The organism is Corynebacterium auris (assembly GCF_030408575.1).
Taxonomy (GTDB): Bacteria; Actinomycetota; Actinomycetes; order Mycobacteriales; family Mycobacteriaceae; genus Corynebacterium; species Corynebacterium auris.
Genome location: NZ_CP047047.1, coordinates 230,001 through 243,979 on the forward strand (window position 1 = coordinate 230,001; position 13,979 = coordinate 243,979).

The following is a 13,979-nucleotide window of genomic DNA, read 5'->3' on the forward strand; positions in this document are numbered from 1 at the left end:
TCCTACCGTAACGCTCGGGCGAGCCTGTGAGATTGTCCTTGTGTAATCGCTTTGTGTGCGGAAAATATTTCATGCGATCGTCTAGAGTGACGGGTGGTGCCTAAGTGGCAGATGTGACGCCCCTGGGGGAACGCTTCGCCCGCGCCTTTTCCGCCGATACCCAGTACCCGGAACACACGTAGAAGGAACCAACAATGACCGTTAACAGTATTCGCCGCGCCGCCGCGGTTGTCAGCGCGGCCGTACTCGTGGCCCTGTCTGCCCTGGCTGCCCACCCCGCCCAGGCACAGCAGCGCAACCTGGTCATCTTCGGCGACTCCGTGATCGCCGACCCCAACGCCCCGCAGTGGCTGGCGGGCAAGCTCGGGCTTGACTCCCGTGGCTCCTCGAACATCACCACCTGGTGCCCGCAGAGCCCGACGAGCTGGGGCCGCCGCGCCGCCGACAAGCTCGGCCTGCCGGCCTGGGACTACTCCTGCAGCGGGACCACGACGATCTCCCGGGGCCCGCAGCTGTCCTCCCAGATTGACCGCGCGGTCAACGACGGCGGCCTCAACCCCAGCACCGCCCGCGTGATCATCTCCACCGGCTTCAACGACGCGTACAACAACGATTCCCGCCCTGACGCCGACGTGCGCCGCGACTTTGTCAACTACATGGTCCCGCAGATTAACAAGGTCCGCGCGGCCGCCCCGAACGCGCGCATCCAGTTCGTCGGCTACCCCAAGGTCACCGCGGGCGACCGGGTCTGCCTGTTCCACATCGCGCCGAACGTCTCTGATTGGACGGCCTTCCCGCCGGTGCGCAAGTGGGAAGACCAAGCGCAATGGATGATGGTGGACGCCGCCCGCGCGACGGGTACGGAGTTCCTCGACCTCAAGCCGTCCACGGCGAACAACGGCATGTGCGCACCCGATCACCTGCGCATGTGGGCCGGGCTCGTCGACTTCTACGGCGGGCCTGGCAACCTGCCCATCCACGTGAACCAGCGCGGCCACGAACACGTGGCCAACGTGATTGCTGCCTCCTAGTTTTTCACTATCCTCGGGCGTATGAGCGAGATAGTGTCAGCAATTATTTCCCGAGAAAAAGGCGCGCCCGTCGACATAGCCCAGGTTCAGATCCCCGACCCCGGCCCCCGGGACGTTGTGGTCAAGGTGCAGGCTACGGGGGTCTGCCACACGGACCTTGCGTACCGCGACGGCGATATCGCCGACGACTACCCCTTCCTCCTCGGCCACGAATCGGCCGGAATCGTCGACCGGGTGGGTGATGAGGTGACCCACGTGAAGGTCGGCGATTTTGTCGTTCTCAACTGGCGCGCGGTGTGCGGCGAGTGCCGCGCCTGCAAGAAGGGCGACCCCAAGAACTGCTTTAACACCCACAACGCGTCCGCACAGATGACGCTTGCCGACTCCCCCGAGACCGCCCTCACCCCCGCCCTCGGCATCGGCTCCTTCGCGGAAAAGACTCTCGTGCACGAGATGCAGTGCACGAAGGTTGACCCGGCCGCCGACCCGGCGGCCGCGGGCCTGCTCGGCTGCGGCATTATGGCTGGCCTCGGCGCCGCCGTGAACACCGGCGACATCCAGCGCGGCGAATCCGTTGCCGTCTTCGGCTTGGGCGGCGTGGGCTTGGCGGCCGTCGCGGGCGCCGCGCTTGCCGGCGCCTCGACGGTCATCGCGGTGGACATCGACGAGCGCAAGTGCGACGCCGCTGTGGACACCTTCGGCGCAACGCATTCCATCCACTCCCGCGATATGTCGGAGGACGAGGTCGTCGACGCGGTGCGCGAGCTCACCGGCGGCTTCGGCGCGGACGTCACCATCGACGCCGTCGGCATCCAGCCGACCTGGCGCCAGGCTTTTTATTCACGGGACCTCGCAGGCCGCATGGTCATGGTGGGCGTTCCCAACATGACGGACCACGTGGACATCCCGGCTATCGACCTCTACAGCCGCGGCGGCTCCATCAAGCCCGCCTGGTACGGCGACTGCCTGCCGGAACGCGACTTCCCCGCCTACGTCGACCTGCACCTGCAGGGCCGCTTCCCGCTCGCCGAGTTCGTCTCGGAGCGCATTGGCGCGGGCGACGTCGAGTCGGCCTTCGAGAAGATGAAGCGTGGCGACGTCCTGCGCAGCGTGGTGGAGTACTAGGCATATGGCACTGCAGATTGACAACGTCGTAACCTCCGGACTGTTCAAGCTCGACGGAGGCGAATGGGAGGTGGACAACAACGTCTGGATCGTCGGCGACGACTCCGAGGTCTACGTCATCGACGCGGCCCACGATGCCGAGGCTATCGCCAACGCTGTCGGCGACCGCCACGTCAAGGGCATCATCGCGACGCACGGCCACTCCGACCACGTCGATGCCGCGCCCGAGCTCAGCAGGCTTGTCGACGCCCCCGTGCTGCTCCATCCCGGCGACGACATGCTGTGGCGGGCGGAGAACCCCGACTTCGACTTCGAGCGCATCTCGGACGGGCAGGTCTTCGAGGTCGCGGGGACGGAGCTGAAGGCCCTATCCACCCCGGGCCACTCTCCCGGCTCGATCGTGCTCTACGCCGAGGAAGCGGGCGTGCTCTTCTCGGGCGACACCCTGTTCCAGGGCGGCCCGGGCGCGACCGGGCGCTCCTACTCGTCCTTCGACACCATCATCGACTCCCTGCAAAAGCGGGTGCTGGACCTGCCGCCGGAGACGATTGTGCGCACCGGCCACGGCGAGCACACCACCATCGGCGCGGAGGCGCCCCACCTAGAGGAATGGATCAGGCGCGGGTACTAGGCGCGCGTTTGTGACCTGCTCGTGAAGCTGGGCGGGGCCGTGCCCCCAACCGCGAGGAGGCCGGAGGCACTTCGAAAACTCCCATAGTCTGGCCGGGATGAACCGCCGTGCGCGGGATGTGTTTTGTCAAGTTGTTGTAGGCCGTTTCGGCGCGGTTTTTTAGGCCGGGGTGGCGTGGTTTTGGGCTGTTTGGGCGTTGCTGGGTTTTTGGGTTATTTCATGAGGGCGTTTGCCATGCGGTAGGACTGGCCGGTGAAGGTGATCATGCGGCCGTGGTGGACGATGCGGTCGATTGCGGCGGCTGCCATGTCGTCGCTGCCGAAGACGTGGCCCCATTGGGAAAACGCGAGGTTGGTGGTGATGATGAGGCTGCGTTGTTCGTAGGCATCGGCGATGGCTTGGAATAAAAGCCTCGCCCCGTCGGTGTCGATTGGGATGTAGCCGAGTTCATCGATGACGAGCAGTTCGTTTTTGCCGAGGGCTGCGAGTTCTTTGTCGAGTTTGCCGGCGAGTTTTGCGTTGCGCAGATGGTCGACCAGGCTGGCGGCGGTGAAAAACCTTGCAGGAGTGCCTCTGAGACATGCTGCGGTGACCAGGGCGATGGCGAGGTGTGTTTTGCCGGTGCCGACATCACCGTAGAAGACGAGGTCTTCACATCCGTTGAGGAAGTCGAGGGTGGTGAGGTGTTCGCGGGTGATGTCGGCGGGCAGACTCACCGGGGACCAGTCGTAGCTGTCGAGAGTTTTTCGTACCGGGATTCGTGCTCGGTGTAGCAGGCGGCGCGCTCTAGATGCGGATCTGGATTCAAGTTCAGCTTCGAAAAGCTCAATGAGTATGTCGCACTGGCGTGGGGTGGCATGGTCTGCGCATTCGCGTAGCACCGCGGTGGTCAGGTAGAGCTGGCGGCCGAGTGCTACCACGCGGTCTTTGTTGTTGGTGATGGTGGTGCTCATTTTAGGTCTCCTCCTCATGATCAGGTGTGGTGGTGCTGGTGGCGAGCAGCTGATCGTAGGTGGTGAGATTCGCTCGCGCGTGCTGCGTTGGTGGTGGGGCGGTGTAGCGCGCGGCGATGCCGAGGTGTGGCCCGGTCGGTGTCGCGTTGGTTTCCAGCAGTGCCGCGGCAGCGGTGACGGTGGTGTCGAATCCGCATTCTGTGGCGGTGGTTTCGGCGTGGGTGAAAAACTCTCTGCGGGTTGTCGCATCTGCTGCGTCGAGATAGCCTACGACAGCGTCCGGCATGTGGCGGCGAAGTGGTGAGTGAGAGTGTCCGTTTGTTTGTGTGCGGGGGCTTGGTTTACAAGTAGTTGGCGAACCGGTCTGGGTAGGCCACGGATAGTTGGTTGATGGCTTGTTTCCACCCTGAGGTTTTCGCCCCTTCAATATAGCCGTTGCAGTCGATTGCCCGCTTCGCTTTTTTCGCGCGTTGGGCGGCGCGTTTGTCCTCGATGTTGCAGACCATCAACCACAGCGTCTTCAACGCCGCAGCATCCGAGGGGAATTGGCCACGGTTGCGGGTCGCTTTCCGCAGCTCAGCGTTAAGCGACTCGATGGCATTGGTGGTGTAGAGCACCCGGCGAGCTGCAGGCGGGAACTGCAGAAACGGTATAAACCTCTCCCACGCATCACGCCAGACCTTCACCGACTGGGGGTACTTCCGCCCCAGTTCCGAGGCTTCGAAGGCATCGAGGGCGGCGCAAGCGGCGTCCTCGTTCGGTGCGGTGTAGACCTGCCGCAGCGCGCTGGATACAGATTTGCGGTCCTTATAGGACACCCACCTGTTGGCGGCCCGGATCAGGTGCACGATGCAGGTTTGTACCATCGAGTTCGGCCAGGTCGCTTCCACGGCCTCAGGCAGGCCTTTGAGCCCGTCGCAGCAGACGATGAACACGTCATTGACTCCACGGTTCGCCAGGTCCGCGCACACGGATGCCCAGAATGCAGCCCCTTCATTGTCGGCGATCCATAGTCCCAGGATGTGTTTGGTCCCGTCGATGTCGATGCCAACAGCCATGTAGCAGGCTTTATTGACCACCCGGTGACCGTCGCGGATTTTCACCCGCAGCGCGTCGAGGAAAATGACCGGGTAGAACTCATCGAGCTGACGGTTTTGCCACACCATCACCTCATCGAGGACCGCATCGGTGATGGTACTGATGGTATCCGGGCTGATGTCCACCCCCAGGGTCGATGCCAGGTGGTGCTGGATATCGCGTACCGTCATTCCGCCGGCGTAGAGCGAGACGATCATGTCATCGAGCTCTGTCAGCCGGCGTGCCCCTTTCGGCACCATGACCGGGTGAAACGTGCCCGCTCTATCCCGAGGCACTGTGATGTCCACCGGGCCGTAGCCGGTGCCCACAGTTTTGGTGTACGACCCGTTACGGTGATTGCCACCGTTTGAGGGGCTTACCTGGGCTTTGGCCGCGCGATCTGAGTGCCCGTACCCCAAATGGGCGTCCATCTCCGCCTGCAGACCCGCGTTGATCGAGGCTTGCAATAGACCTTTGACCAGGTCGCTGGCATCGTCGACGGAGGTTGATAGCTCGCCGATCAGTGCGGCGATTTCCGGGTTTTCCATCAGCTTCGCGCTGATCTCGTTGACCCTGCTCGGGTCATGGCCTTTCTTCGGTGACACGGTAGTCATTATCAGTGAAACTCCTTCTGGATCAGAGCCTCACACACAAACTTCCTGACACCCTCTGGTGAGTTCGCCCACGCCCCGGGCTTTTTCGCCAGCGAAGGCAAAACACTCAGTGGGTTGATCACCGTTTCCTCTGTGGTGCCGAAGACTCGTGGCAGTGCGACGATGCGTCGGGTGTTGTCGTCTAAGACGGTGATGGTGTCATGCGATAGCTCCACCGTGACTTGCCTTCCCGCCCAGGCAGGGCCCACAAGGTAGCGATTGCCGCCGACTGTGACGACCCCGGTCTTATCGGTGCGGCGCACTTCGAAGCGCACCGGGTTAAACCTCACCGACGGGCACGCCTTGAGCGCTTGCTGATCCTGTTGTAATAGCTCCGCGATCGTGGCCGACTTTTTGTAGTGGATCTGGTCGGCAAACGCGGCGCACCCGGAGCTGAGATAGTCGTTTAGCTCCGCCAGGCTGGCTACTTCAGGCACAGGCACACACAGGTTGCGCCGGATGAAACCGACCGCGTTTTCCACGTTGCCTTTCTCATGGCCCGAGTACGGGTTGCAGTAGCGAGCCTTCGTCCGATAGTGCGCCTGTGAGCGCGGCGAAGAGTTCGGATTCCACCACGGTGGTGGCCCAAGCGGCGCCCAATGGCGGTGGCGTTGTCGAAGACCATCTCTCTCGGCACCCCGCCGGCGGTGTCGATGACGTCCAAAAGGCCGGTGATAACGCACTCAGCGGTCTCTCCGGCGAACGCCCTGCAAAACCGCATATTCGAATACGGAAACGTCACCACCAAAAGGTGCACCACCTTAGCAGTTCCCGCCATAACGACCTCGGCTTGGCCGAAATCGACCTGGATGACCCCAGGTGACCATTCCAACTCCATGAACCCATCCCCTGGGGATGTGTGGTCCTGTTTCCACTGCTTGACGTAGCGCTGAACCGGGGAATACGAGCCGGTATATCCGTGCTCGTCGACGAGGCGGTCGCAAATGCGTCGCGCGGTGTGGCGCTGCTTTCGCGGCATGCGCTGATCATTTTCAAGCCAACCATCAATCACGGCGCACAGCGTCTCACCCAGCACGATCGAGCCGGGTTTACGCACCGTCACCGGCGGGGTGGGGCTGAAATCTTCCTGATTGACGTACTTATCGACCGTGGCCCGCGCCACGTTTACCGCTTTGGCAATCGCTCGTCTGGACATTCCCTCGTCATCGAGCTGCCTGATAGTTTCGATCGTGGTCATGCTGATCGTCATCTACTTTCTGGTCCTTTCCTGAAAAATCCACGTCCCGGATCTCGCGAATAAACGAAGGCGGGACATTGTTGCGACCGGCTATTTGGTAGCAGCGTCGTGAATTTCCGGTAGCGCTTCAGTGAGTATCCGGTAGCAGCTCACAGCGCTCAAGGTGATACTTCCGGTAGCCGCACCACTCGGGTGCGGCTCGTACTGGAAGGAGTCCGCTTATGACGGATTACCGTGCGGTGATGACGCTGCTGATTCGGCAGCGTTCTTACCGCCAGATTGAACACCAGTTCGGATGCTCGCACCGCGCGGTTTCACGAGCGAACCAAATCCTCAGTTGGTAAAACCTACCTCGCCCAAGCACTCATCACCGCAGCATGCCGCAACGACTACTCCGCACGGTTCTACCGCACCGACATGCTCGCCGCCGAACTGGCAGTCCTCCGCCCCGATAACCCCACACGGCTGAAGTTCATCCAGCAACTCCACGACGTCGACGTCCTAGTCCTGGATGACTTTCTCACCACACCTGTTGACGCCGCGACCGCGCACCAACTACTCAATATCCTCGCCGGGCGGGAACGCAAAGTCTCAACCATTGTGACCTCACAGTTCACCCCACACGAGTGGTACAAGTCCATCCCCGACGCCGTGATCTCCGAGTCAATCCTCAACCGACTCGTCTCCGGCGCCGAAATCATCACACTCGAAGGACCAAACATGCGCCTGACCACCAACGCATAACAACCGGCAACGCCTGAGTGAGATACCGCTACCGGGTACCCACTCAGGCGCTACCAGATACTCACCACACCGCTACCATTTCGGTCTTCTGAACAGGACATTTCTCAGGAACAGAAACCTACTGGGGGATCGTTATCGGCATGGTCCTTTCCCTATCCAAAAAAGGGGCCACACCAGTCACAGCCACATTGGGAAGTGGCCTAATTTTCAGCGCTGAAACGGACTAAAACAGGCCGCCAACACGGCCTACTTCCCAAGCCGAACCGGACCAACTACATCAGATCAGACACACGGGAGCGTATGGGCAAGGGGAGACCTTGCCTGGCTCGGGCGTTTGACGTGGCTGGGCTATGCGTTTGGTGGTTTCCGTAAAGCAGTTCGGTTCAGCGGTTGCATATCGAATATGAGGTCGGCGGCGTGGTGAGTAGTCGCCCCGGGGACCCCACACCTGGTGGATGTGGCCCCTCATCGACCACACCGACTTAGACGTTCGTTCCGAGGGCACGTGACTGGTGTATGACGGCGAGTGCCTGATCTTCACAGCTTCGCCGACCCGAATGATCCGGTCGCGGATGGCGACATCGCCCAAACCGCCGCCGACATCATGGCCGCCTGTGTTTTGCCAAGTTGCACAGGCCAAGCAGTGGGTGGCCGGTGGTGTACCTAAGGCAAAGGCGGCCCGCCGGCTCGGCATTGGTCGTACGACGTGGTACAAGTACATGTCATGAGCAGAGGAAGAATCCTCGATCTGCAGTTAGCCAATCTCGGAGATTGACGATATCCCGCAGCTCGAGTCCTTACACGCTTCACTGTGGTAATCGAAGGTTGTCAGCGGTTTTTCCGGAGCGTTCCAGCTCCTCACTTCAATTTTTCCACCTCGGTTCAGTGCGAATTTGGCGTCGGAGCCAGCGGAATTCACGGGAATGAACTGTTCTTCGGAAAATCCCTCAATCGTTCCCGTTAACTCGGGATCTGCAGAATCCCTTCTATTGATGAACACTCTGCCTTCGTTGTCAATGAACCCGTTTTCGCCTCGTTGCAGGGTGCGAGTGACAGCAAAATCTTCATGGAGTGTCATGACGTGCTCGGTTACTTGCTCAGTGTCGAGCGTGTCGTCCCCGCTTACTCGGACTTCGAAAGCAGTGAGAAAAGTTCGGTTTCCCTCCACTCGTCCCTGGAGAATCTCGAAGAGCCCATCCCCCAGATAGTTGACGTGTGGATACTTAAAATCAGGGGAGTTGACTTCGTAGCCATCTGGAAACGCTATTTCCCTGCCGTTTCCCTCGGCATCTAAGAGAAACATTCTTCTGTCGCTAGCTGTTCCGTTCGGCGTATATCCGATTACGATGGCATGTTTCTCACCGACAGCGAGAGAGTGTGGAACTAACGGGAGGTCGTGAGTTGAAGTGGCCCCATCTTCCTTCAGAACGATTGCTTGGTGGGCGAATGTGTCTGATTGCGACGAGTTGACAATGGCAATCGCCATAGAGCCTTCGGGAGAAGATCTGAAATACGTAATGGGGTCATAGTCGTGGATGTCAACGGAACCGTTGTGCAGACCGTGCTGTTGTATTGAGTCGGCGAAGTAGAGGTAGCTTCCCCCGTTTGTCGGGAGAGCTACCGGAGTCCAGCTACCCGAGCCTTGCACGTGGTCAATCTCTTGCCCTGTAGGTGCATGGAGGTAGTAGCTATTTGAACTGTTATTCCCAAAGGGCTCAAGCACCGGGCCGTAAGAGACAATGTAATTACCTGACTCCGACCAGTCCTGTGCCGTCGAAGCTGCTGGACCTCCATCTCCTGCTGGCGAGCAACCCGCCAACAGGGCAAAAATTCCCGAAAAAACCGCGAAGGAAAAAACAGCCTTGATTGTCGTCGCCGCACGCATACCTTTGTCTACCACACTGTATTTCAGTACGGTGAAACCTGATCGTCATCTCTGACATCGGAGGGGTACACCCCGGTCAAGTCCTGGGTAGTGGTGGATCTGCCGGTCTAGTCTTGGGTAGTGGTGTATCGGGTTTCGGATCTTGGTGACGTTTTGGGGTCCTGTCAAGCCTCGAGTTTTGTAGAGGGCCCTGTCAAGCCCAGGGTTTTGTAGAGGGCCATATTGTTGTTGATTAGGCCGCTTGGGCTTTCGCGGCGGTGTATTCCTGATGGGCCTCGCAGGGTGGGCGGTACCCCAGCGCCGAGTGCACACGACGGTTGTTGTACCAGCCGACCCATGTCGAAGTCGCGACGAGAACATCTCACACCTCGGCCCGAAGACCGCCCACACCCCATCCACGCGGAGCACGTCGGGGTGGACGACGGAAGACGCTACGGCGTGCGCGATTCCGGGGCGACCGCGTTCTGCAACGCCACGGCTCGCGCCAGGCGCGCGTAGCGCAGCTCCTGCTCGCGGAAGCGGGTCCACGTGGAGATCGTGGTGAAGAAGAAGGCCACGATGAGCACGTAGAGCATGAGGTCGGTGCCGCGGTCCACGCCGAGCCAGTTGGCCACGACGGTGACGTCGTCGGGGCGCAGAATCGCCCAGATGGCGGCGAGAACGAGGGCGAAGAAGCCGACCTTGACCCACGCCTTTGCGTTCGCCTTGCGGCGGTTGGCAAAGAAGTACAGGGCGAGGAGGAACGCTGCAAGCAGCAGGAGGATCTGGATCACGGGAGTCTCCTTGCGACGAAGCCGTCGGCCAGAATGTTGATCCCGTTGATGAGAGACTGGCCCTTGCTCATGGAGTATTCGGTGTAGAGGATGTCCACGGGCTCCTCGGAGACGCGCCAGTTGCGGTCGTCGATCATGGCGACGATCTCGGAGGCGTGGGACATGCCGTTCATTCGAATGTTCATCTCGTCGGCGACTTTTTTGTTAAAGGCGCGGAGGCCGTTGTGGGCGTCGGACAGCCCGAGGCGGCGCGTGCGGGGGGAGAGGAAGACGACGGTCTTGAGCACCACGCGCTTGATCCACGGCACCTGGGAGTTGTCCTGCCCGGCGAAGCGGGTGCCCACGACGATGTCGAGGGGCTCCTCGCGTAGCCGGGCGACCATGCGCACGACGTCTTTGACTTGGTGCTGGCCGTCGGCGTCGAAGGTGACAAAGTAGCGCGCCCCCGGCTGCGAGCGCGCGTACTCGATGCCCGTCTGCAGCGCGGCGCCCTGCCCGAGGTTGACGGGGTGGTTGACCAGGTGGGCGCCCGCGGCGCGGATCGCCGCGGCGGAGTTGTCCTTGGAGCCATCGTTGACGGCGACGACGTTCGGGAAAGTCGCCCGCGCGTTTTCGAGCACCGACTGGATCACCGGCCCCTCGTTGAAACAGGGGACGATCAGCCAGGTGTCTGAGTAATCCTGAATCTCGTTCATGGCACCGATTAGGTTACCCCGCGCGGTGGAAAAGTTTGGCGTACACGCGCGTCAGAACCGCTGTGGGCAAAAGCCGGTAGGCCGTGCGGACGGCCAGGTTAGCGCGGGAGCGCCACGGCCCGATCAGGCCGTAGCGAACCAGGTTGGCCTGCATCTGCCGCTCGGCGGCGAACATCCCCCGGCCGGTGCGGCGCGCGAACTGAGCGGGGCTGACGCGGAAGTGCGTCAGCGGCTCGGGCAGGTTGTGCAGCGCGTAGCCCGCGGCGATGAGCCGCGCCCACAGGTCGTAGTCCTCCATGAAGTGCACGCCCCTGTACCCGCCGGCGGCGGTGACGTCGGCGGTGCGCAGCATGACGGAGGGGTGGTTGAGCGGCGAGTTGATCAGCGCGTAACGCGCGAGCTCGGCGTGGTGCTCGGGCAGCGCCCGCACCCGCAGCGCGGCGGGGTCGCCCAGCTCGGCCTCGTGCTGGAACTCGGTCACGGCCGAACCCAGGGCGGCGACCTCGGGGTGGGCCTCCATGAACTCCAGCTGTTTCTCCAGCCGCTGCGGGTAGGCGGCGTCGTCGGTGTCGAGGCGCAGCACATAGTCGGAGTCGATGGACTCCAGCCCCGCCTGAAGCGCGGGGCCGAGGCCGCCGTTGCGTTCGAGCGCGACCACGCGCACCGCGTCGCCGTAGCCCCGGACGGTCGAGGCGACCTCGTCGGAGACGGGCCCGTCGAAGACGAGGACGATCTCGTCGGCGGGGCGGGTCTGGGCGAGCAAAGAGTCGAGCGCGGTGCGCAGCTCGTCGGCGGGGGTGCCGCGATAGGCGGACAGGAGAGCGGAAACGGTGGCCACGGCGGCTAATCCTAGTCCCGTGCGGCGTCGATGAGGTAGCGCCCGTACCCGGATTTCAGCATCGTCTCGCCGAGCTGGCGCAGGTATTCCCGGGAGATGAACCCCTCGCGGTAGGCCGCGACCTCGGGGGAGCCGATGACGGTCCCGGTGCGTTTCTGGATGACCTCGACGTACGAGCTCGCCTCGCTCATGGAGTCGATGGTGCCGGTGTCGAGCCACACGTCGCCGCGGTGGAGCCGGTGCACCGTGAGGGCGCCGCGGCGCAGGTAGGCCTCGTTGACCGAGGTGATCTCCAGTTCGCCGCGCGCCGAGGGGGTGATGCGGCGGGCGATGTCGACCACGCTGTTGTCGTAGAAGTACAGGCCCACCACCGCGAAGGGGGACTTTGGGTGCTCGGGTTTTTCCTCGATCGACAGGGCCGTGCCGGAGTCGTCGAACTCCACCACGCCGTAGCGCTGCGGGTCGGAGACCTCGTAGGCGAAGATGGCGCCGCCCTCGATGTCGCGGACCTGCCCGAGCACCTCCGTCAGACCGGAGCCGTCAAAAATGTTGTCGCCGAGCACGAGGGCCACGGAATCCTCGCCGATGAAATCCTCGCCGATGACGAAGGCCTGGGCCAGGCCGTCGGGCGAGGGCTGCACGGCGTAGTCCAGCATGACGCCGAACTGGGAGCCGTCGCCGAGGAGGCGTCGAAAAGTGGGGGCGTCCTCGGGGGTGGTGATGACGAGGATCTCGCGGATGCCGGCGCTGATGAGGGTGCTCAGCGGGTAGTAGATCATCGGCTTGTCGTAGATGGGCATGAGCTGCTTGGATATGCCCTTGGTGATGGGGTAGAGCCGCGTGCCCGAGCCGCCCGCCAGGATGATGCCTTTCACGGTTTAGGCCCCCCGAAGCGCGAGGTAGATGGCCAGCGCGGCGCGCCAGTGCGAGGGCGTGAAGCCCGTTGCCGTGATCTTGTCCAGGCTGAGCGTCGATTCCGCCGGGCGCGGCGCCTCCGGTCCAGCGAGGGCGGCGTACTGCGCGGTGGTCACCGGGTGCACGTCCGCCGGGTCGCCGCCGAGCCCGGCGAAGACGGCCATGGCGATCTCGTCGCGCCCGGCGGGATCGCCCGCGGAGGTGATGTTGTACACCCCGTACTCGGCGCCCGTGGCCAGAAGGTGCGCGATGCCCTTGGCAAGGTCCTCGGCGTGGGTGGGGCGGCCGCGCTGGTCCATGATCACGCTGGGCTGCACGCCGCGTTCGTAGAGGCGCGCCATGGATTCCATGAAGTTCTCGCCCTCGCCGAAGACCCAGGAGGTGCGGATGACGTAGTGGCGCGGCGTGGCCCGTGCCGCGGTTTCGCCCGCGCTTTTCGACGCCCCATAGGCGCTTAAGGGCGACGGGAGCTCGTCCTCGGAGTGCTCTGTATGTAACCCATCGAAGACGTAGTCGCTGGAGACGTGCACCAGGGTCAGGTCGTGCTCGGAGGCGATGCGGGCGAGTCCGGCGACCGCGTCCGCGTTGACTGCCCAGGCTGCGTGCCTCTCGGTTTCCGCCCCGTTGACGTCGTTGTAGGCGGCGCAGTTGATGATCGCCCGGTACTCGTTCCAATTCCGCTCCGGGGGAGCGGTGATGTCGAACTCCGCCCGGGTGCAAAACTCCGCCTCGCGCTCGGAGTACACCTTGCGTAGCGCACGGCCGAGCTGGCCGTTCGCGCCGGTGATGAGGATTTTGCGGGGTGGCACGGTGGGGGCGCAGGCAAGCGGCGGATGCTTCTTATCCGCCTCGGAGAGCTCGGCGGGCTCGAGCGGCCAGTCGATCTCGCGGTAGGAGCAGTAGGCGTACGCGCCGTTGGGGTTGTAGCGGGCGTTGACCAGGTAGGTGTACGTGGTTGCGTCCTCAAGAGCCTGGAAGCCGTTGGCCACCCCGCGCGGGACGAACACGGCGGTGTCGGGGCCGATCTCGGTGCCCCAGGTCGCGCCGTAGGTGGGCGAGCCCCCGCGCATGTCCACCCACGCGCCGTAGGCGCGCCCGGAGGCGACGGAGACCCACTTGTCCCACGGCTCGGCGTGCATGCCGCGGGTCGCGCCGCGCCGGGCGTTGAAGGAGACGTTGTTCTGCGCCGGGCGCAGACGCTGGCCGGACCAGTTCTCCTTGAACCAGCCGCGGTTGTCCTCGTGGAGGGTCAGGGGGTGGATTTCCAGGCCGTTGATGGGGGTAGGGCTCATGGGGATCAAGTGTAGGCGGGGTGGAAGGTTCTTCCCGGATGTGAGGAAGTGTGCCGGGGGAAAGAAATATTCCCGGTTGCCGAGCGAAGTTGCCGGGGGTGTCTTAGTATTTCGGATGTCCAAAGGTTTCGTAGAGAAGCGTTGTTATTTACTGTGTGTGAGGTGGTGT

Annotated in this window: 15 protein-coding genes and 1 pseudogene; 4 read left to right on the forward strand and 12 right to left on the reverse strand. The window is 62.7% G+C overall.

Annotation, left to right across the window (positions count from 1 at the left end):
* Nucleotides 1–194: 194 nt before the first annotated feature.
* Genes CAURIS_RS01125 through CAURIS_RS01135 form a run of 3 tightly spaced genes read left to right on the forward strand, consistent with a single transcriptional unit; the run spans nt 195 to nt 2,787 of the window.
* Nucleotides 195–1,031 carry a GDSL-type esterase/lipase family protein gene (locus CAURIS_RS01125; protein ID WP_290342403.1) on the forward strand — a complete coding sequence of 279 codons (837 nt, stop codon included), beginning with the start codon at nt 195–197 and terminating at the stop codon, nt 1,029–1,031.
* Nucleotides 1,032–1,052: 21 nt separating this feature from the next.
* Nucleotides 1,053–2,156, forward strand: coding sequence for an S-(hydroxymethyl)mycothiol dehydrogenase (locus tag CAURIS_RS01130; RefSeq protein ID WP_290342404.1), 1,104 nt, complete (start codon nt 1,053–1,055; stop codon nt 2,154–2,156).
* Nucleotides 2,157–2,160: 4 nt separating this feature from the next.
* Nucleotides 2,161–2,787 (forward strand): MBL fold metallo-hydrolase, encoded by a 627-nt coding sequence (locus CAURIS_RS01135; protein WP_290342405.1) that lies wholly within the window; start codon nt 2,161–2,163, stop codon nt 2,785–2,787.
* A gap of 212 nt (nt 2,788–2,999) precedes the next feature.
* Here the strand turns inward: CAURIS_RS01135 and istB are convergent, their stop codons facing one another.
* Genes istB through istA form a run of 5 tightly spaced genes read right to left on the reverse strand, consistent with a single transcriptional unit; the run spans nt 3,000 to nt 6,680 of the window.
* A complete protein-coding gene (gene istB / locus CAURIS_RS01140; protein WP_290342406.1) occupies nt 3,000–3,740 on the reverse strand; it encodes an IS21-like element helper ATPase IstB in 741 nt (246 codons plus the stop codon).
* 1 nt (nt 3,741) lies between these two features.
* Nucleotides 3,742–4,026, reverse strand: coding sequence for a hypothetical protein (locus tag CAURIS_RS01145; RefSeq protein WP_290342407.1), 285 nt, complete (start codon nt 4,024–4,026; stop codon nt 3,742–3,744).
* A gap of 55 nt (nt 4,027–4,081) precedes the next feature.
* Nucleotides 4,082–5,431 (reverse strand): IS256 family transposase, encoded by a 1,350-nt coding sequence (locus CAURIS_RS01150; RefSeq protein ID WP_290342408.1) that lies wholly within the window; start codon nt 5,429–5,431, stop codon nt 4,082–4,084.
* Nucleotides 5,432–5,433: 2 nt separating this feature from the next.
* Nucleotides 5,434–5,907, reverse strand: coding sequence for a Mu transposase domain-containing protein (locus CAURIS_RS01155; protein ID WP_290342410.1), 474 nt, complete (start codon nt 5,905–5,907; stop codon nt 5,434–5,436).
* A complete protein-coding gene (gene istA, locus CAURIS_RS01160) occupies nt 5,895–6,680 on the reverse strand; it encodes an IS21 family transposase (protein WP_290342411.1) in 786 nt (261 codons plus the stop codon). The genes CAURIS_RS01155 and istA overlap by 13 nt, the downstream gene beginning before the upstream one ends.
* A 267-nt stretch (nt 6,681–6,947) precedes the next feature.
* Here istA and CAURIS_RS01165 point away from each other — a divergent pair, with 267 nt between their 5' ends.
* Nucleotides 6,948–7,412 carry an ATP-binding protein gene (locus CAURIS_RS01165; RefSeq protein ID WP_290342412.1) on the forward strand — a complete coding sequence of 155 codons (465 nt, stop codon included), beginning with the start codon at nt 6,948–6,950 and terminating at the stop codon, nt 7,410–7,412.
* A gap of 754 nt (nt 7,413–8,166) precedes the next feature.
* Here CAURIS_RS01165 and CAURIS_RS01170 read toward each other — a convergent pair.
* The 7 genes and pseudogenes from CAURIS_RS01170 to CAURIS_RS01195 all read right to left on the reverse strand — a co-directional run bounded on the left by CAURIS_RS01170 (nt 8,167) and on the right by CAURIS_RS01195 (nt 13,810).
* The gene (locus tag CAURIS_RS01170) at nt 8,167–9,312 is read right to left on the reverse strand and encodes a hypothetical protein (RefSeq protein WP_290342413.1); all 1,146 of its coding nucleotides are present in this window, start codon (nt 9,310–9,312) and stop codon (nt 8,167–8,169) included.
* Nucleotides 9,313–9,529: 217 nt separating this feature from the next.
* Nucleotides 9,530–9,619, reverse strand: a pseudogene (locus CAURIS_RS11580) (hypothetical protein); the annotation flags it as partial.
* Nucleotides 9,620–9,728: 109 nt separating this feature from the next.
* Complete coding sequence (locus CAURIS_RS01175; RefSeq protein WP_290342414.1) at nt 9,729–10,070, reverse strand: DUF2304 domain-containing protein; 342 nt, start codon at nt 10,068–10,070, stop codon at nt 9,729–9,731.
* Nucleotides 10,067–10,765 (reverse strand): polyprenyl-phospho-N-acetylgalactosaminyl synthase PpgS, encoded by a 699-nt coding sequence (gene ppgS / locus CAURIS_RS01180; RefSeq protein WP_290342415.1) that lies wholly within the window; start codon nt 10,763–10,765, stop codon nt 10,067–10,069. Before ppgS ends, CAURIS_RS01175 begins: the two co-directional genes overlap by 4 nt.
* Before the next feature lie 13 nt (nt 10,766–10,778).
* Entirely contained in the window at nt 10,779–11,603 is an 825-nt protein-coding gene (locus CAURIS_RS01185; protein WP_290342416.1) for a glycosyltransferase, read from the reverse strand.
* 11 nt (nt 11,604–11,614) lie between these two features.
* Nucleotides 11,615–12,478 (reverse strand): glucose-1-phosphate thymidylyltransferase RfbA, encoded by an 864-nt coding sequence (rfbA, locus tag CAURIS_RS01190; RefSeq protein WP_290342417.1) that lies wholly within the window; start codon nt 12,476–12,478, stop codon nt 11,615–11,617.
* A 3-nt stretch (nt 12,479–12,481) separates the two neighbouring features.
* The gene (locus tag CAURIS_RS01195) at nt 12,482–13,810 is read right to left on the reverse strand and encodes a sugar nucleotide-binding protein (RefSeq protein WP_435384012.1); all 1,329 of its coding nucleotides are present in this window, start codon (nt 13,808–13,810) and stop codon (nt 12,482–12,484) included.
* Nucleotides 13,811–13,979 lie beyond the last annotated feature (169 nt).

Coding starts and splice junctions, on each gene's coding strand:
- CAURIS_RS01195 (WP_435384012.1), bottom strand. CDS start 13,810: ATGAGCCCTACCCCCATCAACGGCCTGGAAATCCACCCCCTGACCCTC.
- istA (WP_290342411.1), bottom strand. CDS start 6,680: ATGACGATCAGCATGACCACGATCGAAACTATCAGGCAGCTCGATGAC.
- CAURIS_RS01125 (WP_290342403.1), top strand. CDS start 195: ATGACCGTTAACAGTATTCGCCGCGCCGCCGCGGTTGTCAGCGCGGCC.
- istB (WP_290342406.1), bottom strand. CDS start 3,740: ATGAGCACCACCATCACCAACAACAAAGACCGCGTGGTAGCACTCGGC.
- CAURIS_RS01130 (WP_290342404.1), top strand. CDS start 1,053: ATGAGCGAGATAGTGTCAGCAATTATTTCCCGAGAAAAAGGCGCGCCC.
- CAURIS_RS01135 (WP_290342405.1), top strand. CDS start 2,161: ATGGCACTGCAGATTGACAACGTCGTAACCTCCGGACTGTTCAAGCTC.
- CAURIS_RS01145 (WP_290342407.1), bottom strand. CDS start 4,026: ATGCCGGACGCTGTCGTAGGCTATCTCGACGCAGCAGATGCGACAACC.
- ppgS (WP_290342415.1), bottom strand. CDS start 10,765: ATGAACGAGATTCAGGATTACTCAGACACCTGGCTGATCGTCCCCTGT.
- CAURIS_RS01150 (WP_290342408.1), bottom strand. CDS start 5,431: ATGACTACCGTGTCACCGAAGAAAGGCCATGACCCGAGCAGGGTCAAC.